General features: G+C 39.5%; 21 protein-coding genes. 19 read left to right on the plus strand and 2 right to left on the minus strand.

All coding sequences use genetic code 11. The annotated features are described in order from the left end of the window. Positions 1-144 precede the first annotated feature (144 nt). The 5 genes from C3945_RS09095 to C3945_RS09115 all read left to right on the plus strand — a co-directional run bounded on the left by C3945_RS09095 (position 145) and on the right by C3945_RS09115 (position 3,937). Positions 145-738 carry an SDR family NAD(P)-dependent oxidoreductase gene (locus C3945_RS09095; RefSeq protein WP_272928094.1) on the plus strand — a complete coding sequence of 198 codons (594 nt, stop codon included), beginning with the start codon at positions 145-147 and terminating at the stop codon, positions 736-738. 171 nt (positions 739-909) lie between these two features. Beyond that, on the plus strand, positions 910-1,392 hold the full coding sequence (locus tag C3945_RS09100) for a hypothetical protein (protein ID WP_161879386.1): 483 nt from the start codon (positions 910-912) through the stop codon (positions 1,390-1,392). Between the two features lie 429 nt (positions 1,393-1,821). Beyond that, the gene (locus C3945_RS09105; protein ID WP_161879387.1) at positions 1,822-2,940 is read left to right on the plus strand and encodes an NADH-dependent flavin oxidoreductase; all 1,119 of its coding nucleotides are present in this window, start codon (positions 1,822-1,824) and stop codon (positions 2,938-2,940) included. Between the two features lie 33 nt (positions 2,941-2,973). Next, positions 2,974-3,276: a GtrA family protein gene (locus tag C3945_RS09110; protein ID WP_161879388.1), complete on the plus strand. Its 303-nt coding sequence runs from the start codon at positions 2,974-2,976 to the stop codon at positions 3,274-3,276. Positions 3,277-3,388: 112 nt separating this feature from the next. Further along, a complete protein-coding gene (locus tag C3945_RS09115; RefSeq protein WP_161879389.1) occupies positions 3,389-3,937 on the plus strand; it encodes a cysteine hydrolase family protein in 549 nt (182 codons plus the stop codon). A 42-nt stretch (positions 3,938-3,979) separates the two neighbouring features. On the opposite strand, the gene C3945_RS09120 is transcribed toward C3945_RS09115, so the two are convergent. After that, a complete protein-coding gene (locus C3945_RS09120) occupies positions 3,980-4,507 on the minus strand; it encodes a hypothetical protein (RefSeq protein WP_161879390.1) in 528 nt (175 codons plus the stop codon). A 332-nt stretch (positions 4,508-4,839) separates the two neighbouring features. Here C3945_RS09120 and C3945_RS09125 point away from each other — a divergent pair, with 332 nt between their 5' ends. From C3945_RS09125 to C3945_RS09190, 14 genes are all read left to right on the plus strand, one after another. Further along, positions 4,840-5,964 carry a sensor histidine kinase gene (locus C3945_RS09125; RefSeq protein ID WP_161879391.1) on the plus strand — a complete coding sequence of 375 codons (1,125 nt, stop codon included), beginning with the start codon at positions 4,840-4,842 and terminating at the stop codon, positions 5,962-5,964. Further along, the gene (locus C3945_RS09130) at positions 5,965-6,600 is read left to right on the plus strand and encodes a response regulator (RefSeq protein WP_161879392.1); all 636 of its coding nucleotides are present in this window, start codon (positions 5,965-5,967) and stop codon (positions 6,598-6,600) included. It abuts the gene before it with no gap. Positions 6,601-6,717: 117 nt separating this feature from the next. After that, the gene (locus C3945_RS09135; protein ID WP_161879393.1) at positions 6,718-7,650 is read left to right on the plus strand and encodes an ABC transporter ATP-binding protein; all 933 of its coding nucleotides are present in this window, start codon (positions 6,718-6,720) and stop codon (positions 7,648-7,650) included. Positions 7,651-7,664: 14 nt separating this feature from the next. Further along, the gene (locus tag C3945_RS09140; RefSeq protein ID WP_161879394.1) at positions 7,665-8,945 is read left to right on the plus strand and encodes an ABC transporter permease; all 1,281 of its coding nucleotides are present in this window, start codon (positions 7,665-7,667) and stop codon (positions 8,943-8,945) included. Next, complete coding sequence (locus tag C3945_RS09145) at positions 8,946-10,037, plus strand: ABC transporter permease (protein ID WP_161879395.1); 1,092 nt, start codon at positions 8,946-8,948, stop codon at positions 10,035-10,037. A gap of 97 nt (positions 10,038-10,134) precedes the next feature. After that, positions 10,135-10,773, plus strand: a complete 639-nt coding sequence (locus C3945_RS09150; RefSeq protein ID WP_161879396.1) for a TetR/AcrR family transcriptional regulator — start codon at positions 10,135-10,137, stop codon at positions 10,771-10,773. Between the two features lie 13 nt (positions 10,774-10,786). Beyond that, positions 10,787-11,683, plus strand: coding sequence for an ABC transporter ATP-binding protein (locus C3945_RS09155; RefSeq protein WP_272928093.1), 897 nt, complete (start codon positions 10,787-10,789; stop codon positions 11,681-11,683). Further along, positions 11,683-13,281 carry an ABC transporter permease gene (locus C3945_RS09160; protein ID WP_161879398.1) on the plus strand — a complete coding sequence of 533 codons (1,599 nt, stop codon included), beginning with the start codon at positions 11,683-11,685 and terminating at the stop codon, positions 13,279-13,281. The genes C3945_RS09155 and C3945_RS09160 overlap by 1 nt, the downstream gene beginning before the upstream one ends. 143 nt (positions 13,282-13,424) lie before the next feature. Continuing rightward, positions 13,425-13,790, plus strand: a complete 366-nt coding sequence (locus C3945_RS09165) for a PadR family transcriptional regulator (protein ID WP_161879399.1) — start codon at positions 13,425-13,427, stop codon at positions 13,788-13,790. Continuing rightward, entirely contained in the window at positions 13,753-14,727 is a 975-nt protein-coding gene (locus C3945_RS09170; protein ID WP_161879400.1) for a permease prefix domain 1-containing protein, read from the plus strand. Before C3945_RS09165 ends, C3945_RS09170 begins: the two co-directional genes overlap by 38 nt. A 327-nt stretch (positions 14,728-15,054) precedes the next feature. Continuing rightward, complete coding sequence (locus C3945_RS09175; RefSeq protein WP_161879401.1) at positions 15,055-16,419, plus strand: ABC transporter substrate-binding protein; 1,365 nt, start codon at positions 15,055-15,057, stop codon at positions 16,417-16,419. A gap of 107 nt (positions 16,420-16,526) precedes the next feature. Next, positions 16,527-17,444 carry a carbohydrate ABC transporter permease gene (locus C3945_RS09180; protein ID WP_161879418.1) on the plus strand — a complete coding sequence of 306 codons (918 nt, stop codon included), beginning with the start codon at positions 16,527-16,529 and terminating at the stop codon, positions 17,442-17,444. A gap of 204 nt (positions 17,445-17,648) precedes the next feature. After that, positions 17,649-18,395, plus strand: coding sequence for a carbohydrate ABC transporter permease (locus C3945_RS09185; RefSeq protein ID WP_442862174.1), 747 nt, complete (start codon positions 17,649-17,651; stop codon positions 18,393-18,395). After that, positions 18,395-19,048, plus strand: a complete 654-nt coding sequence (locus C3945_RS09190) for a DUF624 domain-containing protein (RefSeq protein WP_161879403.1) — start codon at positions 18,395-18,397, stop codon at positions 19,046-19,048. Before C3945_RS09185 ends, C3945_RS09190 begins: the two co-directional genes overlap by 1 nt. A gap of 43 nt (positions 19,049-19,091) precedes the next feature. Here C3945_RS09190 and C3945_RS09195 read toward each other — a convergent pair whose 3' ends face one another. Further along, positions 19,092-20,120 carry a zinc-binding alcohol dehydrogenase family protein gene (locus C3945_RS09195; RefSeq protein WP_161879404.1) on the minus strand — a complete coding sequence of 343 codons (1,029 nt, stop codon included), beginning with the start codon at positions 20,118-20,120 and terminating at the stop codon, positions 19,092-19,094. Positions 20,121-20,131: the final 11 nt, after the last annotated feature.

Below are 20,131 nucleotides of genomic sequence, written 5' to 3' on the forward strand. Positions count from 1 at the left end.
TAATGCCAGTAAGAACTTACTCAATTTAGTAAGGTAAAAAACAACGGGGAGGGTTCACCCCTTTGAGCTTGGTATATTTGGTCAGCTAGTAAAAGTGACTACGACCCAAGAAGCCCGTCACTGTAGTGATGGGAGGTTCACAGTATAAAGAATCAAGGTTATGTAGCATTATTTGTCAAAATGGACGTCTCGGACGCAGCTGATGTGAAAGAAGGAGTGAAGAAGACACTCGATGCATATGGAACCATTGATATACTTTACAATGGTGCAGGCATTCACGATGAGTACCAAAACGCTCTGGAATTGGAAGAAGATGAGTACGATCAGTTAATGGCAGTCAATTTAAAAGGTCCTTATTTGGCAACTAAAGCGGTTCTTCCTACATTCTTAGAAAAAGGCAAAGGAACCATTGTAAACGTTGGCTCACAAGGGTCTTTTGTTGCGGGACCAGGTGGCTCGGCTTATGTCACATCGAAACACGCCTTAGAAGGATTCACGAAACAATTGGCATTTGACTTTGGAGAAAAAGGTATCAAAGCGAACTTGTTGGCCCCGGGATATGTAGAAACACCTATGACTGAAGGGTCTGAAGAAGAACGCTTGAAAGATATTCCTGCAAAAAGAGCAGGCAAACCAGAAGAGATTGCAAAATTAGCTGTCTTTTTAGCATCTGAAGAGTCCAATTACATGCATGGATCTTCCGTACTCATGGATGGCGGATGGAATATCGGAAGATAAATGAAAGAACAATCTGGAGAGAGTGGTAGGATCTCCGGGTTGTTCTTTTTTGTTACCGTCACTGATTGTTCAAACAGACACAATTAAGACAAAAATAATTGGTCAAAGCTATTCCCTTTTGCTTGTTAATTTGTTAAACTATTCACATACCAACCAATAGGAGAGACTAAAATGAAAAAAGTTATGTGCGCCTTACGCTTTGTTTTTAGAAATGGTGAAACGTGGACAGTTAAACGCGAACATATTGGGGATTTGTGGATTAAACAAGTAACTACTAGCTTTGGACGCTTAGGAGATGATTTCCAAGAAATCCATCCGTGCGAATCTTTAAAAATCGAACTATCTAGTGAAGCGGATCATGTTAACTCAAACGACATTAACAAAGGCGGTTTAGAAGCGGGGATGTTTGCCCGAGTCACTCAATTCCGTGATATTGAAATGATGGATATTTTATACCGTGACCGAGTAAATGGTGACAAACGAATGAACGTCGAAAAAGACCGTATTTACTTCCCATATAAAGCATTGGATACTGACGGTAACGATAACGTAAACCAAACATCAAGCCTATACGAAGACAAATTATATATCGTCATAGACCCAGAAAGAACAGTTGAACAGGTTTACCCTCAACTAACAGCAACGCATTCCTAATGTGTTCCCTTACCTTAGCCAGATGGATACCCACCATCTGGCTTTTTTATGTTTTTTAAAATAAAATGGAGAACTTTAATCGAAAATCTCGTTTGGTGACAAGTTAAAATAGAAAATCAAATTGAAGTTGTATCAATCCCCGTTTGGTGGCAAGTTAAAATAGAAAATCAAATTGAAGTTGTATCAATCCCCGTTTGGTGGCAAGTTAAAACAGAAAATCAAATAGAAGTTGTATCAAAACCCGTTTGGTGAGAAGTTAAAATAGAAAATCAAACTGAACTAGTCACAATACGTAACTAATCGATTCATACTGGAATTACAACCTCTTAATCAAACCAAACTATGATGATTTAGTGACCTTGCAACATTAAAATTGTTTTTTGTCACATAAGAGGCTAAAATGAAAGAAATATAGAGAGGATGACATGAATGACGATCGACACGAATCAAGTGTATGCACAACCCTTAACATTTCCAAATGGGGTTGAGATCAAAAATCGGTTTTTAATGGCGCCTATGACTAATAAAATGAGTTTTTTTGATGGAGTCATCACGGAAAACGAGTTAAATTATTACCGTATTCGTTCAAAAGAAGCAGGGGCCATTATAACTGCAGCTGCGAATGTATCCGAAGGCGGAAAAGGCTGGGAGGGAGAACTTGGTGTTTATGATGATAGTCATATACCAGGTCTAGCTCAACTCGCTTCAGCAATAAAAACCAATGGAACCAAAGCGATTCTTCAAATCTTCCATGGTGGACGCGTGACCAATTCTTCTATACTAAGAGGCAAGCAACCTGTTTCAGCCAGTGCGATTAAAGCGGAGAGGCCAACTGCAGAAGAACCACGAGCATTAGAAGAAAAAGAGATTTACGACATCTTAGATGATTTCAAAGAAGCAACAATTCGTGCGATAAAAGCAGGTTTTGACGGTGTTGAAATTCACGGAGCAAATACCTATTTAATACAACAATTTTTCTCTCCCCATTCTAATCGACGTGACGATAAGTGGGGCGGAAGTGTTGAGAAACGGTTCACCTTCATTAAAGAGTTAGTAAAAAAAGTCACTGATGCGGTCGAAAGTGAAAGCACCAGTCCGTTTATTGTAGGTTACCGCTTTTCGCCGGAAGAATATGAAACGCCTGGTATACGATTTAATGACACCTTGTACCTCGTGGATCAGTTGGCCAAAATGCCGATTGATTATTTACATGTGTCTTTAGGCAAATTCAATCAAGTATCTCAATCAACAGATTATCAAGAAAAACCCATGATAGCTTATTTAAATGAACACATTAACGGCAGAGTTCCATTCATTTCAGTAGGTGACGTTAGAAATGGAGCAGACGCAAAAGAAGCCCTGAAACACAGTGATGCCGTTGCTTTAGGACGAGTTATTTTGGCCGATCCACATATCGTTAATAAAATAGTGACGGGAAGAGAACATCTCATTCGCTATACGGTTTCCTCTGAAGAACGAGAGGAACTCTTTTTAGCAAACGGTGTGTGGCAATTCATGCAGCACATGATGGCCGACCGTTTAGATTAGACTATAACTAAAGATTAGAGAGGATTGTCTATAGTGAGAAAATTATATAATCGTTTTCAACAATTTATAGATTATTTTCTCTTTGGTATTGTAACGGCAACGCTTAACGTTGGCTTGTACTTTATATTAAATGAAATCGTTGGCCTTCATTATCTATTGGCCAATGCGCTATCAATTTCTGTAGCCATTCTGTTTTCCTTTTATGTTAACAAAAAGTTTGTGTTTAAATCCGTTTCACAAGATAAAAAGGTTATTTGGCGTGAGTTCAGTTTATTTGCCGGTTCGCGTTTAGTATCGGCTTCGATTGATATGGGCGGCCTCTTTATACTTGTCTAGTGGTTTGGGATGAATTCGAATTGGGCGAAAGTCTGTGTAGAAATTCTTGTAGCGACGACAAATTTTTTAGTAAGCAAGTTTATTATTTTCAAATAAAGGGCAGGGGGATAAAATGAAAAAAGCATTAATCAACATCGACTATACGAATGATTTCGTGGCGTCTGATGGGGCGTTGACTGCAGGAGAACCGGGTCAAGCGATACATGATACAGTTTTGAAACTAACAAAAGAAATGTTTGAAGCGGGGGATTATATCGTTTTTGCCATTGATAAGCATGAAGCAGGTGATGACTATCATCCAGAAACGACCTTGTTCCCACCTCACAATGAAGCAGGTTCAAAAGGTAGACACCTCTACGGTGATTTAGAAGAGTATTATCAAAAAATCAAAGATGAAAAAACAGTCTATTATACAGATAAAACGAGATACAGTGCGTTTCAAGGGACCGATTTGGAAATCAAATTAAGAGAACGAGATATTAAAGAATTGCACTTGGTTGGAGTGTGCACGGATATTTGTATTTTGCATACAGCTGTTGATGCCTATAACAAAGGCTTCAAAATTGTTATTCACCAAGATGCAGTAGCTAGCTTTAATCAAATAGGTCATGACTGGTCATTAACTCATTTTACCAATACATTAGGGGCAACCGTCCTATAAACATAAAAATCCGTCACCTTTTATTAAGGGACGGGTTTTTATTTAGCTAAATTGTACATAGATGATTAAATCGAATGGCTCTTTATCAACAACCAAGCGGCCTTTTTCTTCATCGAAATATTTATAAGGACCACCTGTTACGTAAGCAAAAGCCATAAATATGGTCGACTGCAAATGATAAATGGCATCTTCATAAAATTCTGTTGGCAAGCTGCCTAAGTGAATCTGTTCCACATACACATCTAATTCTTTATCACCAGATGGAACTAAATTGACTTGTTGGGTACGGTAACTTTCGAACTGATAAATGGGCCCATTGATATGGCCAATTTCACTATCGGTTTTTCCTGCAAAGGCTCGTTTAGACGAGTCGTTTCTAATAATTTTATTAACGATATCATTAATAGTTGATTGATCAGAAGATAACTCACTAGCATGTATTCTAAATTTATATTTTATAGTTAAGGGACGTTGTTGAGTAAAATCTTTAAGAGATTTAAAATTAATGAGTTGATTGGATTTTCCAGAATGTTTCTTTATAAAATCCTTTATATTCTCATAGAAACTCAAGGGGGTTCCTCCTCTCACTGGGTAGTCCGCTGGTTTCTTTGTTTACAATAATTTAAGGATGTTCCACTTGTAAATCATAACGAATAATCGGTTGAGGTTCAACTGAAACCTATCGAAACAGAAATGTTTTTTGAGCCATTTTCTATTTTACTCTTATTAGAACATTAAAATCAAGATAAAATACAAGATAGTTGTAATAGGATGATGCTAACTCATTCGGGTGCTTAGCTGTTAATCACTTACATCTTTTTTCAAGTATTAGAAAAAGGCATCGATATGGTATAGTTAAGTCAATACAAAGCCCAGTTAATTATGAAGAAGGTGAATGGTCAATGACTTTTTGGATGAAGGTTTCAATACTATTGGCAAGTTGGATGATGGGTGCATTAACTGTCGGTGTAAGCAATACACTCCTTGTTTTGAGTGTTCTTTTTTTCCTCATGTATTTTAGCTTACCCTTGTTAAAGGAATGGCCAGAAGATACCGTGTTGATCAGTTTACCTTTTTTATCTGTCTTCGCCTTTTGGGAAACCACCTCTTCACTATTCCTTTGGCTGATTCTTCTCGTACTAATAACTGATTATAGTTATTCTAAAAGCATCAAAAACCTTCTTTACTATGGTTCATATGTGTATGCTCTCTTACTTATTTCTTTAATTACTAAAGGATTATGGGTTGCGGTATTAGCCTCTCTTATTTTATTTGTTTTTTTTATGAGTCTCTTATATTCAACCCTAACTACGGATAGTCTCAGTCGCCACTATGAATACCGAGCGACACACCTGGCTGACGAATTATCTCAAACGAAAAGGCAGCTCTTAAGTAGTGAGCAGATGGCGAGACAGGCAGAACGTACACAAATCGCAAGAGATATTCACGATTCTGTTGGCCACCGCTTAACAGCCTTGTTGATGCATTTGGAAGTAGCAAGAGTAAAGGCGAAACATACTGAAGAAGAAGAGACGTTCAAAGAACTAAAAGAGCTCGCTCAACAAAGTTTAAAAGACACGCGAACAGCAGTCTATGCTCTAAGGTCGGATGAAACGGCTGGCTTGCAAGCGATCATACAATTAATTAGAAAATTAGAAACAGAAAGCCATTTAGAAATAAGTTTCGTTATTCAAGCAGGCGTCTTAAATACGAGCCTATCCAATAAACAGTCAGTTGTTCTTTACCGCTCGATTCAAGAATCGTTAACGAATATGATGCGTCATGGTAAAACAAGAAAAGGAACTGTGGAATTCGCTATTTTAGGAAAACAAGTCATTCAATTCAAAGTCAGTCATGCCATAGATGAGAAAATAAGCATCAAAGAAGGTTTTGGTTTAGGGAGTATGAGGCAGAGGCTGGAAGAATTAGGAGGTTATCTGTCTATTTCGCAAGACAATGGCCAACTGACTGTTAGTGGCACGATGCCTATTAAAAGCAGTGAAGGACTTACAAAAGGAGAATCGTAAATGGTATCTATTTTATTAGCCGAAGATCAGGCGTTGGTAAGAAAAGGCTTGAAGATGATGATTGAGACCGACCGTGAATTAAATGTGACAGCGGAAGCCAGTACCGGAAGAGAGGCAGTTGACTATTGTTTTAAGCAAGTCTTCGATTTGGTTATATTAGACATTCGCATGCCAGAGATGACGGGTTTAGAAGCCAGTCGTCTCATACGAGAGAATTGGCCAGATATAAAAATACTTATTCTCACGACGTTTTATGATGAAGAGTATGCACTGGAGGCAATGAAAAACCAAGTGAACGGCTACTTACTTAAAGATGGCGATGCGGATGAATTAATCCGAACGATTCGCCTCTGTTTAGAGGGAGGTCTCATGATAGAAGGACAAGTTGCGGCCAAACTCATGCCAACCTTGCTTCAACAACAGAAGAAGGAAGTCACAAAGGTTGACCCCTCCTTAACTGAACGAGAACTGAGCATTATGAAAAAAATAAGTGAAGGCAAGTCGAATCAAGAAATCGCAGCTGAACTCTTTTTATCAGTTGGGACAGTTAAGAACCATATCACCACAATATTAGATAAATTAAATTTGAGAGACCGAACGCAAATTGCGATTTATGCTCTAACCCACAGAAGTTAAATAAGTGACTAAAGTCATAAGACTTGGTGACCGGAGACAGTGTCTGTGCTGTCTCTTTTTTTGTAGACTAATGTTACAAGAAATACGAAGAATACAAAGAGAGAGGAGTGGCTAAACATGTTAGAAACAAAGCAATTGCGTAAAACATTTAAATCATCCGTAGCTGTCCAAGGTGTGAGTCTGTATTTAGAAGAAGGGGAATCAGTTGGATTATTAGGTCCTAATGGTGCAGGGAAGTCGACGACCATATCAATGATGTCCACCCTTTTGCCACCAACTTCGGGCGAAGTCAGGTATAACGGAAAAGACGTGTTAAAACACCCAGGGGTATTAAGAGATATCATTGGTGTAGTTCCTCAAGAAATTGCTCTGTATACCGAATTGAGTGCCTATGAAAACATGAAGTTTTTCGGAAAATTATACGGGTTAAGAGGGAAGAAGCTGGAAAAAAGAATAGAAGAAGTTCTAGATCTAATTGGCTTGACCGATCGGAAAAAAGACAGTATCGAAACGTATTCTGGCGGAATGAAACGACGCATCAATATCGGTGTCACTCTTCTTCACGAACCGCAGATTTTGATTATGGATGAACCGACAGTGGGAATCGACCCTCAGTCACGAAATTATATCTTAGATATGATTCGGGAGTTGAACCGAAAAAAGAATATAACAATCTTATATACGAGTCATTACATGGAAGAAGTTGAAAAGTTATGTGACCGAGTTTATATCATGGACCATGGCGAAATCATTGCTTCAGGGACGACAGCGGAATTGAAAGCTATTTTAGCTAATGAAGAGACGATTTATATAGATGTACTGACTGCTTCATCTGAACTGGAAAACAAACTGAATAACCACCCATCTGTACAACGAGTGGCTGAATCAGAGACAGGCTATAAAGTGATTGCTGCCAAAGGAGACAACTTGTTGAGTGATGTCTTTGACATGGCTAAAGACGTTCGAACAAAAATTACCGGTGTGTATATTCAAACGCCGACATTAGAGGATGTCTTTTTGCATCTAACCGGACGAAAATTAAGAGACTAAGGAGGAGAGGGGTCATGTTTCATCTTGTAAAAAAAGATTTCTCTCTAATGAGGAGAGATCGTTCAGAATTAATTTCTTTATTGTTAATGCCCTTCATACTCATCTCGATTCTTGGATTAGCTTTAGGGAACTTGACAATGAGAGGGTTTTCGATTAATGCCTTTCCTGTCGCAATGGTTGTTGAGCAAAATTTTTCAGAAGAAAGAGACACGTTCGAACAAAGCCTTAGAGATCTAGGGCTGCCAGAAGAACAGCTTAATGAAAGGCTCATGATAACCGAAATGACTGAGCCTAGTAACAGTCTTCAATCCATCCTTTTAAGCGACGACATAGCTGAGTGGATGACGATTGAAACTTATGATTCAAGAGAACAAGCCATGGCTGATTTAGACGAAGGAGACGTTCGAGGCGTTATTGTGATACCAGAAGGGTTTTCGTCAACCATTTGGACAAATACGGTGACTCCTGACGATCATACTGTTGACTCATCGTCATTAGAGCTTATTGTAAATGACTACGAAAGCATCCCATCTGATATTATTCGAAGCGTCTTATCTACTTTCGTTAATCGATACAATTTAGAAGCGTCTATTGCCATAGCAGCGCAAGGTCAAGCCTTGCCAGAGGTGGAGGCGACGACTTATGGGAGTTTAGATACCTTGACCACTAATGACCCTGTAAGCTCCTTTCAATATTATACAATCGGTATGGCTGTGATGTTTGCTTTATATGTTGCCCCCACCATATCGAGTCTCGCTTACAAAGAAAAGCGACAACATATTTTTGGGCGAATGATGCTATCTGGAACTGAACCGTACAGTTATTTAATGAGCAAAATGGTGTCGAGTACCTTCATTACTTTTATTCAATTAGTCATTCTATTCGGTTCCAGCACCTTAATTTTTGGAACCTTTAGCCAATTTGATTTGTCTTTGTGGATGGCTATCGCTTTGGTTTCTGCAGTGTTTTCAATCGCTGTTGGATCAGTTGCCAGTTTGTTAACGTCCATTGGTCTCTATGCAAATAACGATGCGGCTTCTGGCATATTCAGCGGGTTGTTGGTGACGGTCTTTGCCTTTTTAGGAGGAAGCTTTACGCCAGTCGAGCAGTTCTCAGAAGTACTCAGATCAGTAGGAAACTGGACACCTAATGGGGCGGCTATGACGACCTATTTACAATTAATGCAAGGATTTTCCATCCCAGAGGTCTTGCCCTTACTTATTCGTTTAGCCGTTATGTCTACTGTATTTGTCATCATTAGCATTGCCCTGTTTCCAAAAAGGAGGTTGACTTAGATGTGGACGATATTTAAACATCAGTGGTTACGGTTGTTCAGGCAACCAACTCTGGTCATGACATTCCTAGGTTTGACCATTCTTTTTGTTTACTTCATGGGTGGCTCCCAAGGGGCTAGTCAAATCACTGTTTCTACTTTTAGTGATGAGTTACCGACGGAAGAAGTCAATGAGTGGCTCGACACCTTGAATGAGGATGAGACTTTCTTGTTCGTAGAAGCTGAAGGGGAGCAAGTGATCGATCAGTTGAGAATGAACGAAATCCCTTTTGCTTTAGAATTAAAGGAAGACAGTTACCGATTCATTTCTGGTCGTGAAGATGCTGAATTATCCACTTTGGTTCAATATGTGGAGGACGTGTATGCAACGGAAATGAGAATACAGGCAGTGAAAGAGAGTGGTATGATTCAGTCCTTCGAATGGCTGCCAATCATTGAATTAAACACGAGCGCTCGCACGGAGACCGCATCCACTAATCAAGCCTATAGAGTAGCAGTATTAGTCGGCATGACCTTGTATTTTGTTATTTATTCCATTTTCTACCTGATGGAAAATATATTAGAAGAGAAAATAATGGGAACCTGGAATCGATTGATTTTCTCGCCAGTCAGTAAAACGAAAATCTATACCGGACAATTGCTCCATTATTTTCTAGCTGGTCTATTTCAAATTGCACTTTCATTTCTCATTTTGAGCTATCTAACGGGGATTGATTTGGGTCACAATTGGTTATCTATCCTAGTCGTCGTCAGTTGTTTTACTTTTGCCATTGTTGCATTAGGCATGCTGTTGATGGGTATTGTTCAAACAACGCAACAGTTACAAGTTCTCATACCCATTGTCGCAACAGCACAAGCCATGTTGGGTGGTGCGTTTTGGCCACTGGAGATTGTCAGTAACCCCATCCTCTTATTCTTATCAGACTTAATGCCTATTAAATACGGCATTCAAGGCATGATGGGCGCAGTCATTCAAGAAAGGTCCTTAACTCAGTTAGGAGAACCGATTGGCGCATTATTATTGATGGGTGTTTTGTTTATGGGCATAGGCATGAACCTCATGGAAAGAGTCACCGAAAAAAGAAGTATTTAAATAGAATAGGATATTGACCACCCTGGTCAGATGAGGTAAACTCAACTTATCGACCAGGGTGGTCAATTTGCTTTTAACAGCAAAAAGGAGGAGAAACATGAGTGAAGCGTTTGAACGGATTCCTTTAGAAAAGCAAGAGAGGATTGTCAATACAGCATTTGTAGAATTTTGCGAAAAGGGCTACGAACAAGCTTCTACGAATCACATCGCAAAAGAAGCGGGTATTGGAAAAGGGACTCTTTTCTATTACTTCAACACAAAGCAGTCTCTTTTTCATTATCTTATCGAGAAAGCGTTCACCATTGCTCAAGAAGAATACTTGAATAAAATCAATTTTGAAACCAAAGATTTTTTCGAACGCATCAAGCAAACCACCGAACTCAAGTGGGAAGTGTACGAGCGGTATCCCTATGCGCTCAAGTTCTTGGCTTTTGCAATGATGCATGCAGAGGAAACGGATTTATCTGACGAGCTGAGTGTGAAAAGGAAAGAAGCTGAAGCAAAGTGGGCAGGAGTACTCACTCAAAACATTGATTTTTCAAAATTCAGAGAAGATATTCCAAAAGAAACTGCCTTTAACTTGATACGGTGGACCGTCGAAGGGTATAGACAAGAATTGGAAGCACGCATGAAACAGCTGCAGTTTGAGACAATGGAAAACCAAGATTTGAGACCCTATTATGAAGAGTTTTATGGCTATTTAGAAACACTGAAGACAATTTATTACAATGAGTAGAGGAGGCAAACAAGTGGAAACAGTTATAGAAATGAATCAGTTAGGAAAAACGTTCGGGAAAACACAGGCTTTAAAAGAGGTCACGTTTAAGATCAATAAAGGAGAAGTCGTTGGATTTATTGGTCCAAATGGAGCGGGTAAATCGACGACCATACGCATTTTATTAGGTTTGATTCAAGCAGATGGGGGAACGGCTACTATTTTTGGTCAAGACGTCTGGAAAGAAGCTGTATCGATTCACGAAAGGGTGGCCTATGTTCCTGGCGATGTGAACTTGTGGCCGCAATTGACGGGCGGTGAAGTCATCGATTTATTTTTGAGTATGAGAGGGAAAAAAGTCGATCAAGAAAGAAAAGCAGAATTAATTAAACGCTTTGAGTTCGATCCAACTAAAAAATGCCAGGCGTATTCAAAAGGAAACCGTCAAAAAGTAGCGTTGATAGCCGCTTTTGCAGCGGATGCAGACGTCTATATATTCGATGAGCCAACTTCCGGTTTGGATCCTTTACAAGAAAGAGTGTTTCAGGACTACGTAAAAGAAGTGAAAGCTAGAGGTGCTAGTGTCCTTTTATCCAGTCATATATTATCAGAAGTTGAACAAATCTGTGATAGAGTCGCAATTATCAGGCAAGGTGAAATAGTTGAAGAAGGTAACTTGGATGATTTAAGACACTTGACTCGTACGTTGATGACGGTCAAAACGAAAGAGGCTGTGCCTACTCTTAAAGACCAAGCTTGGGCTCATCGTGTCAAAGAAAAGTCGGGAACCTATACCTTCCAGTTAGACAGTGACTACATGAATGACTTTTTACATTTCATCACGCCTTATTCAGTCGTTAAACTGGAGAGTGCGCCGCCTAAGTTAGAAGATTTATTCATGCGTCATTACGAGACTGTAGGTGACTCTTAATGGCTACCCACGCATTTAAACAAACGAACCGACTGTTTGGTTTTTCACTAAAAAAAGAATGGTTGAAACTGTTTCTCTGGTGGTTGGGCTGTTTACTTTTTGTATTCATTGGGATATTCGCTTTCGTTGAGATTTATTATGACCCGATGGAAAGACAAGCGATGGCGATGGCAATGGCAAATCCAGCCATGGAAGCTATATTTGGTCGCATGATTGGCAGTGACAATTATACTATTGGAGCCATGTATTCTCATATGATGACAATTATGACTCTCATTCTTTTTTCTATACAATCGATTCTATTGGTTGTAAGGCATACGCGGGCAGAAGAAGAGGATGGCGTGGTCGAAATGTTGCAAGCTCTTCCTACTGGGAGGCTGGCTCATACAACGTCAACCATTCTATTGCTCCTATTGGTAAACGGTGCTTCAGCCATTGGTTCAGCTGTCGTATTACTCATATTTGGAGACGCTAGCATCACACTTGAAGGTGCAGTATTGACTGGCCTCATATACGGGTTAGCTGGCTTGTTATTCGGATCGTTAACCTTAGTAATGGCTCAGTTATCTTCCAGTGCAAGAGGCACATTGACACTATCCTTCGCTTTACTAGGATTCGCTTTTATTTTAAGAATCATAGGAGATGGTGGCATTGAGTTATTGAGCTGGGTATCTCCTTTAGGCTTATTATATGGAACAGAACCCTTTGTTAATAATCACTGGTGGCCAGTTTTAGTCGGCTTAGGGGTTAGCGTCTTATTGATTTTATTCGCTTTATACCTTAAACAAAAAAGGGATTTAGGTTCCGGTCTGTTACCTGACCGTGCTGGAAAAAGTGGTGCGTCTGCCTTTATAAAAACACCGGTTGGCTTTGCTTTCCGTTTAATCAGAACTCCTTTTATTGTCTGGACCGTTGCTCTTGCCGTTTTAGGTGTAACTTATGGTTCGGTTATTGGGGATGTAGAAGAGATTATTCAAGGCAACGAGATCGTTCAGCAAGTTCTAGGAGGTGATGAAACCACTAATATGACAGAACAGTTTATGGTGACGATCATTGGGGTTTTATCACTAGCAGCTACGATTCCAAGTATTCAGGCGTTAATTAAACTAAGAGGAGAAGAAAAGAAAGGGCGTTTGGCGCATCAATTATCAGGGACACGCAGTCGAACAAAGATTATGGGGTCATTTTTATTCCTCAGTGTGTTGACTAGTGTATGGATGCAACTCATCCAAATGACCGCTTTTTCTGGCGCAGCTGTAGCGATGGGCTTTGATATTTCCTTTATCGATCCAATCTTAGCAGGCATCAGTTACTTGCCAGCCATATGGGTATTGACTGGACTAGCTGCATGTCTAATCGGTTGGATACCAAAAGCAACACCTATGATATGGCTGTATTTGACCTTCTCGTTTTTCATTTTATATTTTGCGGAACTATTTAAACTACCTGAATGGTTTAGACTCATGTCTCCTTATGAAGCCGTACCAGATATACCGATGGATGCTTTTAGTTGGGAAGCTTTTCTAGTCTTAACAGCTATTGCTGCCTTGCTTTCTGTTCTAGGGATTGTTGGCTTTAAGAAGAGAGATACAGATTAATTAAAGTCAGATCGAAGACCTATCAGTCTTTGGTCTGATTTTTTCTATTTTACTGCATCTGGCGTAGTAAATTTTAAAAGATATGCTATACTAAGTACAACGACAGACGTAGTAAAGATAGAAAGGAAAGCAGGTGGGGACATGTGATTAGTTCAGATACAATTAGAGGGTATAATGACACGTTTTTACTGTCCTTACTGAGCGAAGGAGATTCATATGGGTATGCCTTGTCAAAAGAAATTAAGGACCGAACGGATGGCAAGTATTCAATCAAAGAAACGACACTGTATTCAGCTTTTACACGGCTGAAGAAAAACGGCTTCATAGAAGCTTATCCGGGGGATGAGACGCAAGGACGAAAACGAACCTATTACCGAATTACTAAAGACGGCATTCATTATTTAAAAGAAAAACAAAAGGAATGGGAAATCACAAAAATTGTGGTTGATCAATTAGTTGGAGGGAAAAAAGGTGAATACTATAAGAGACTACATCGAGCAAATCTTTAAGACAGTTCCGCTTACCAAAGAGACCTTGCAGTTAAAAACAGATATGCTCGCCAATATGGAAGATAAATACTTGGCATTAAAAGAAGAAGGGGCTTCAGAACATGAAGCAATCGGCGTCGTCATTGCTGAATTTGGAAATGTGGATGAACTGTTGGAGGAAATGGGGATAGGGCATTCTTCTAGTGGGGATGACTTACCAAGCTTTCAAGTTATGGAACAAGAAGATTTGTCCAACTATCTCATGATAAAAGGAAAAGCAGGGATGAATATAGGCCTTGGAATTTTATCTTGTTTAACAGGACTAGGCAGTTTACTCCTTTTGCGGGGCCAATTTAATTTAAGAGGAATACCTTTATATGCGGGTCTATTGTTTGCCATTGTATTAATCGCTTTAGGAGTCGGTTTATTTATTGTTGAGGGTATGCGATTAAGCGATACCACTCATTATCACAAGCCATTTGTTTTAAGAGATGAGGACAAAAACTGGCTCGAAGAAAATAGACAGCTGTATAAGCGGTCGTATTCCTTTAGTATAGTAGCGGGCGTCACCTTGTGTATCTTGTCATTCAGTCCATTATTTTTAAGTATCATTCTTCAAAGCCCTCGCTTTTCTGTATTAGCAGGGGTAGGGATGATGGCCATTATGGCCGGCCTCGGTGTTTTATTCTTTGTTTATAGCGGTAATTACTGGAATGCCTTCACTGTCTTGTTAAGTAATGGCAAACCGATGGAAACGATCCATGAAGACTTAATGATTCATAAACGTAAAGAGAGAGCCCAACATATTATTGAGCAGATATACTGGCCAATAATCGTTATCGCCTACTTTATTCTAAGCTACGTGTTTAATGGATGGGGATGGACGTGGTTAATCTTCGTAGTCGGAGGATTATTGGAAGAGGTCATCGAAAACCTATTTGTTAATAAAAGAGCATAGAAATTGAACTATATTGAAAATATTTTAACTTGTTGGAAAAGGATAATGAGAGATAAAAGAGCGAGAGAAGGACTTCTTCTCTCGTTCTTTTTGATTTTTGACTAAAAATGCAATGTTAACATAATCATAATTATGGCTATCCAAAATGAAGGAATGTTGATTTTAAAGGAAGTGCTTCTCTAATTACTTCTAATATTTTAGCAGTGCTTAAGTCCTTTTATTTGCGAGAAGTGATTTAATTAGATATGATTTAAAGTGAAAAAACAACTCTACATACCACCCTCGTTTTTTCAAAAATAAACCTATAGGAATAGAGGATGAAAAGAAATGAATAAGATAAGTTGGGGAAAAAAGATGCGTTACGGTCTCGTTTTAACAGCGGCTCCTTTACTATTAGCAGCCTGTGGAGATGGCGGCACGGCCAATGAAGGTGGTGGGGATTCGCCAGCAACCGATGGAGATACTAACAACGAATCTGGTGAAGAAGTTTCTTTGGAATTCTGGTCATTTTGGGGATCTGGTCCTAGACGAGATGCCATTGAAGCGATTGTAGAAGACTTCAATGAGTCTCATGATACGATTACGGTCGAATACGTTTATCAACCTTGGGGAGATATTTGGACAAAAGCATTAGCTGCTATCGCAGGTGGAAATGCTCCAGATGTTATTGTTCAAGATATTAATAGTGTCCGACAAAGAGCGGAAGGACAAGAAGCGACTAATTTACAATCATTTATAGATGAAGATGATATCTCAGGCGATTTTTACCCGCAATTATGGGACACCGTTGTTTATGAAGACGAAGCCTATGCCATTCCATTTAATACAGATACTCAAGTGATCTTTTATAATGTCGATGCCTTGGAAGAAGCAGGTCTAGATCCTGAAACAGCTTTGGCTACTTGGGATGATATAGAAGAAACCGCTCGAACATTAGATGAAGGTTCTGAAGGAAATTGGGAAACGATTGGCTTTTACCCAAGATGGAACATAGGAGCCGACGTTTGGGCTTTAAATGCTGATGGTGGGGTATCTTGGTTCGATGAAGAGGGTAACGTAGCCATTAATACACCTGAAAAAGTTGAGGCTTTGGAATGGTTGCTTGAATGGCAAGATTATTATGGCACAGATACCATTAATCAATATGAAGCAGAGTTTGGTCAAGGGGTAGCTGACCCATTCATTTCTGGTTTAGTAGCTATGAGAGGTCAAAACATTAACTACTATACAAACTTAAAAGAGAATGCACCTGAAGACTTTAACTTTGGTATTGCGCCTCTTCCAGAATTTGAAGAAGGCAATGGCAACTGGTCTTGGGGAGGTGGGTTTGTGTTAGAAATTCCTGAAAACACCGCTCACCCAGAAGAGTCTTATGAATTTATCAAATACTTGACGTCACCAGAGGTTCAGGAACGCTTTGGCTTAAACAGTTTTGATATTATGGCAAATATGGAAGCTAACGAAAACTTAATGACTCATGAAGAATTGGATGAAGAAGGGCAAATGGTTTATGAGATGGCTCACCAAAACCTTGAGTCGACCGTCATTACTCCAGTCCCACTGAATGCACCTGATTATATTTCATTGGTAAATACTCAAATCGATGCTGCCTTCCTTAGACAAAAAACAGCACAAGAAGCATTGGATGATGCTCAAGAATCTGTTGAGAACTTGGTTGAACAGTATCAATAAATTGATAGTATTAATTAAAGGGAAAGGGGACTTTTCCGTCCCCTCGACCTTGTTTTACGAGGAGGTGTAGTATGGATAATACCCAGCAGTCTCAGTGGAGAAAAGCAATGAGTGAATTTAAAACACTCAAGAAAAGAAGATGGTCAAAACGCCAAAAGAAAGAGGCTTTATGGGGCTTGCTTTTTGTATCGCCCTTTATTATTGGTTTTTTAGGCTTCATGTTTTTACCAATGCTGTTCTCTTTTGTCGGAAGTTTTACTAACTATAACGTTACAAACCGAATGGATTTTATCGGTTTAAACAACTTTAGACGAATGTTTACACAAGATGAGCTATTCACAACATCGCTTTATAACACTGCTTATTATGTCTTATTCAACGTTCCTTTGACTACCGCTGGAGGGGTGTTTTTAGCCGTTTTACTAAATCGTCAAATTAGAGGTATTCGAGTCTTTAGAACAATATTCTACTTACCATCGATTTTGTCAGGGGTTGCGGTATATGTTTTATGGATGCAATTATTATCCCCTTCGTCAGGTTTAGTGAACACTATTTTATCATGGGTTGGCATCAGCGGACCTGCTTGGTTGTTTGATCCGCAGTGGACAAAACCAGCACTGATTCTTATGAGGATGTGGAGTGTCGGTGGAGCCATGCTCTTATATCTAGCCACTTTGCAAAATGTACCGCGTCAGCTATACGAATCAGCTGAGGTGGACGGAGCAGGATCCTTTAAGAAATTTTTGAATATTACCTTGCCTATGATTACCCCTATCATCTTTTATGATGTGGTAACCTCAACCATTGGCGCATTTCAAATATTCCAAGAAGCTTACGTTATGACAGAAGGTGGAACCGGCGGACCGGCAAACTCCTTGCTGTTTTACAATTTACACATGTGGAACCAGGCTTTCGTTGCCCGTAATATGGGATACGCCATGGCCATGTCCATGATCTTGTTCATTATCGTCCTCGTTTTGACTTTTATTAACTTGAAGTTGGCTCCAAGATGGGTGCATTACTAATGATGAAGACTAATAATGGAGCGACTCTTTTGGAAAGGAGGAATTTATATCGCTACTTCAGACGTATTGGCGGGAGACAAAGCCCAGCCTAAGGTTAAAAGAGAGCATTTTAAAAGTCAAAAAAGGCAGCAACTGATTGGTAAAATCATAGTCTATATTGTGCTAATCTTAGTTAGTGTTATATTATTGGCTCCTTTATGGTGGATGGTCAGTACCTCTTTAAAACCGATGGAGGAAATTGTTCGATTCCCACCAACTTTTATACCCGAGACTATTCAGTTTGAGAACTATGCTCAGACCGTTCAAGCTTTCCCATTTTTCAAATACATGAGAAACACATTGTTCATCACTGTATTCGTTGTATTAGGTAATATTTTATCGAACTCCTTTATTGCCTATGGCTTTGCTAAAATTGACTTTCCGGGTAAAAATGTTTTGTTTGCACTTGTTCTGGCTACGATGATGGTACCAGGCTTTGTCACTATGATCCCGCAATATATTTTGTTCACCAGAATTGGATGGGTTGGAACCTATTTACCATTGATTGTGCCCTCCTTTTTCGGAAGTGCCTTTAATATCTTTTTACTCAGACAGTTTTATATGTCAATCAATAATGAATTAACCGAGGCAGCACAAATTGACGGGGCCAACCATTTATATATCTGGAGTCGTTTGATGATTCCTCTGACAAAGCCGGCTTTAATTACGGTTGGCATCATGTCATTTAATGGAGCATGGAACGATTTCTTAGGACCATTGCTTTACATTACAAGAGAAGATATGTATACCTTGCAAATTGGATTACAGAGCTTTCAAAACCAATCAACCACCCAATGGAATTATCTGATGGCGGGAGCGACATTGGTTATGATACCAACTGTATTGTTATTCTTCTTTGCACAGAAATACTTTATTCAAGGAATGGATTTAACGGGAGGGACGAAAGGATAATGGAGATGAGAGAAGAGATGGATAACAGAGAAACACAAAACGGGAAAAGACAATCCGTTGTGGTGACCTTTACAGAATACGTTTCTGGATTGGCTCAACTAAATGTGCTTTGGCTGTTGTCTTCTCTTCTAATCTTGCCATTATTCGCTGCGACGGAAGCCGTTTTTTATTGCGTCACTCTATTAATTAAAAAACAACCTTTTCCTATTTGGAAGACATTTAAAGACTATGTTAAAGCTAACTTGTGGTCGAGTATTGGACGTGGAGCGCCATTTTTTATCTTAGGTTTAGTGATGCTAGTGGATGCAATCGTTGTATCTGTCATGCCACGTACCAATACAATACGGCCTTTTCTGATGGGAGCATTGATCGTTTTATCTATTGTCTTTATTTTTCTCTTCTTTTACCACCATGCAGGGGTGATAGATAGGAAAAAATCATTGAAAGAGAGACTACTTACGGCAATAGTCTATACTGGCCGTTACCCTTTATATTCTTTAGGACTAGTAGCGGTACTGTTATCTCAAGTCCTTCTAAGTTTATATTTTGTTCCTTTACTCTTTTTCTTCAGTTTAAGTTTTCCTGCCTTTTGCTTTACCCTTGTTTATCAAAGGGTAGGGGAGCGTATAAAAAACCTTGACCAGTTGACTTAAAATCAACTGAGCAAGGTTTTTTTGTTAATTAACTACGGCTACCCTATTTTGAATGATTCAATACTATTTTTCCGATCGTGTGACCAGTCTTCAAGGCTGTGAAGGCATCTGTAATGGTGTCTTCATTCATTTCTAAATATGATTTGGACAGCGTTGTTTTAATCAAGCCTTGTTCGACTTGATTTTTCAACTCGGTTAAATACTCGTGCTGCTTGATCCAATCTGGCGTTTCATACACAGAACGGGTATACATCAATTCATAGCTGAACTGAATGCTTTTGCCGAAATAACTCATCGGAAGAGGCTGCTTCAAGGGGAGTAAGGAACAGATACGTCCCTGTGGCTTAATAACTTTTCCCGCTTCTTTACTATTGTCATCCGCTTTAGCAGCTAGTAAAATAGCATCTACTGATTCGATACCAAGTTCCTCGAGTTGCTCTTTAAAGGCTTCTTTGTGATTTATGACGTGCTTGAGGCCCATTTTTTTCAGATGATTTATACTATCCTCGCGAGAGGCTGTCCCTATAACTCGAAAGCCATAATTTAAAGCAATTTGGCTGGCTATTGAACCGACGCCTCCAGAAGCACCAACGATTAAAAGGGTGGTCTCTTCGGGTTTTTGTCCCGTTTCAAATAATGATAGTCGGTCATGAAAGACCTCATAGGAAGTAAGAGCAGTTAGAGGTAAAGCGGCTGCTTCAGCGTGGGTCAGATTCCTCGGCTTCATAGCCACCATGCGTTCATCCACCACATGATAATCTGCCATCGTTCCTTCAAGGTTGGTTGACCCTGGATAAAATACATCATCGCCTACTTTAAACAAATCGGAATCTGGACCACTAGCTACCACAGTTCCCGACACATCTCGACCTAAAACAGTAAAGGAATTATCGTTCTCTTTTTTCATTGCTCGTGTAGCTAAGTCAGTTGGGTTTACTGAAACTGCTTTTACTTCTACCAGCAATTGGCGACCTGTTGGTTCGGGTACTGGTACCGTTCTTCTTTCAAAAGTAGGAAGGTCTTGGTCCAGTTGTGGAACGGTGAATCCAAATTGTGTCATCTTCTTTTTCATATTTTCCATCC

It is taken from the genome of Alkalibacterium sp. MB6 (genome assembly GCF_009935905.1).
Taxonomy (GTDB): domain Bacteria; phylum Bacillota; class Bacilli; order Lactobacillales; family Carnobacteriaceae_A; genus Alkalibacterium.

Coding starts and splice junctions, on each gene's coding strand:
- C3945_RS09100 (WP_161879386.1), top strand. CDS start 910: ATGAAAAAAGTTATGTGCGCCTTACGCTTTGTTTTTAGAAATGGTGAA.
- C3945_RS09105 (WP_161879387.1), top strand. CDS start 1,822: ATGACGATCGACACGAATCAAGTGTATGCACAACCCTTAACATTTCCA.
- C3945_RS09115 (WP_161879389.1), top strand. CDS start 3,389: ATGAAAAAAGCATTAATCAACATCGACTATACGAATGATTTCGTGGCG.
- C3945_RS09125 (WP_161879391.1), top strand. CDS start 4,840: ATGACTTTTTGGATGAAGGTTTCAATACTATTGGCAAGTTGGATGATG.
- C3945_RS09130 (WP_161879392.1), top strand. CDS start 5,965: ATGGTATCTATTTTATTAGCCGAAGATCAGGCGTTGGTAAGAAAAGGC.
- C3945_RS09135 (WP_161879393.1), top strand. CDS start 6,718: ATGTTAGAAACAAAGCAATTGCGTAAAACATTTAAATCATCCGTAGCT.
- C3945_RS09140 (WP_161879394.1), top strand. CDS start 7,665: ATGTTTCATCTTGTAAAAAAAGATTTCTCTCTAATGAGGAGAGATCGT.
- C3945_RS09145 (WP_161879395.1), top strand. CDS start 8,946: ATGTGGACGATATTTAAACATCAGTGGTTACGGTTGTTCAGGCAACCA.
- C3945_RS09150 (WP_161879396.1), top strand. CDS start 10,135: ATGAGTGAAGCGTTTGAACGGATTCCTTTAGAAAAGCAAGAGAGGATT.
- C3945_RS09160 (WP_161879398.1), top strand. CDS start 11,683: ATGGCTACCCACGCATTTAAACAAACGAACCGACTGTTTGGTTTTTCA.
- C3945_RS09175 (WP_161879401.1), top strand. CDS start 15,055: ATGAATAAGATAAGTTGGGGAAAAAAGATGCGTTACGGTCTCGTTTTA.
- C3945_RS09180 (WP_161879418.1), top strand. CDS start 16,527: ATGAGTGAATTTAAAACACTCAAGAAAAGAAGATGGTCAAAACGCCAA.
- C3945_RS09185 (WP_442862174.1), top strand. CDS start 17,649: ATGGTCAGTACCTCTTTAAAACCGATGGAGGAAATTGTTCGATTCCCA.
- C3945_RS09190 (WP_161879403.1), top strand. CDS start 18,395: ATGGAGATGAGAGAAGAGATGGATAACAGAGAAACACAAAACGGGAAA.
- C3945_RS09195 (WP_161879404.1), bottom strand. CDS start 20,120: ATGAAAAAGAAGATGACACAATTTGGATTCACCGTTCCACAACTGGAC.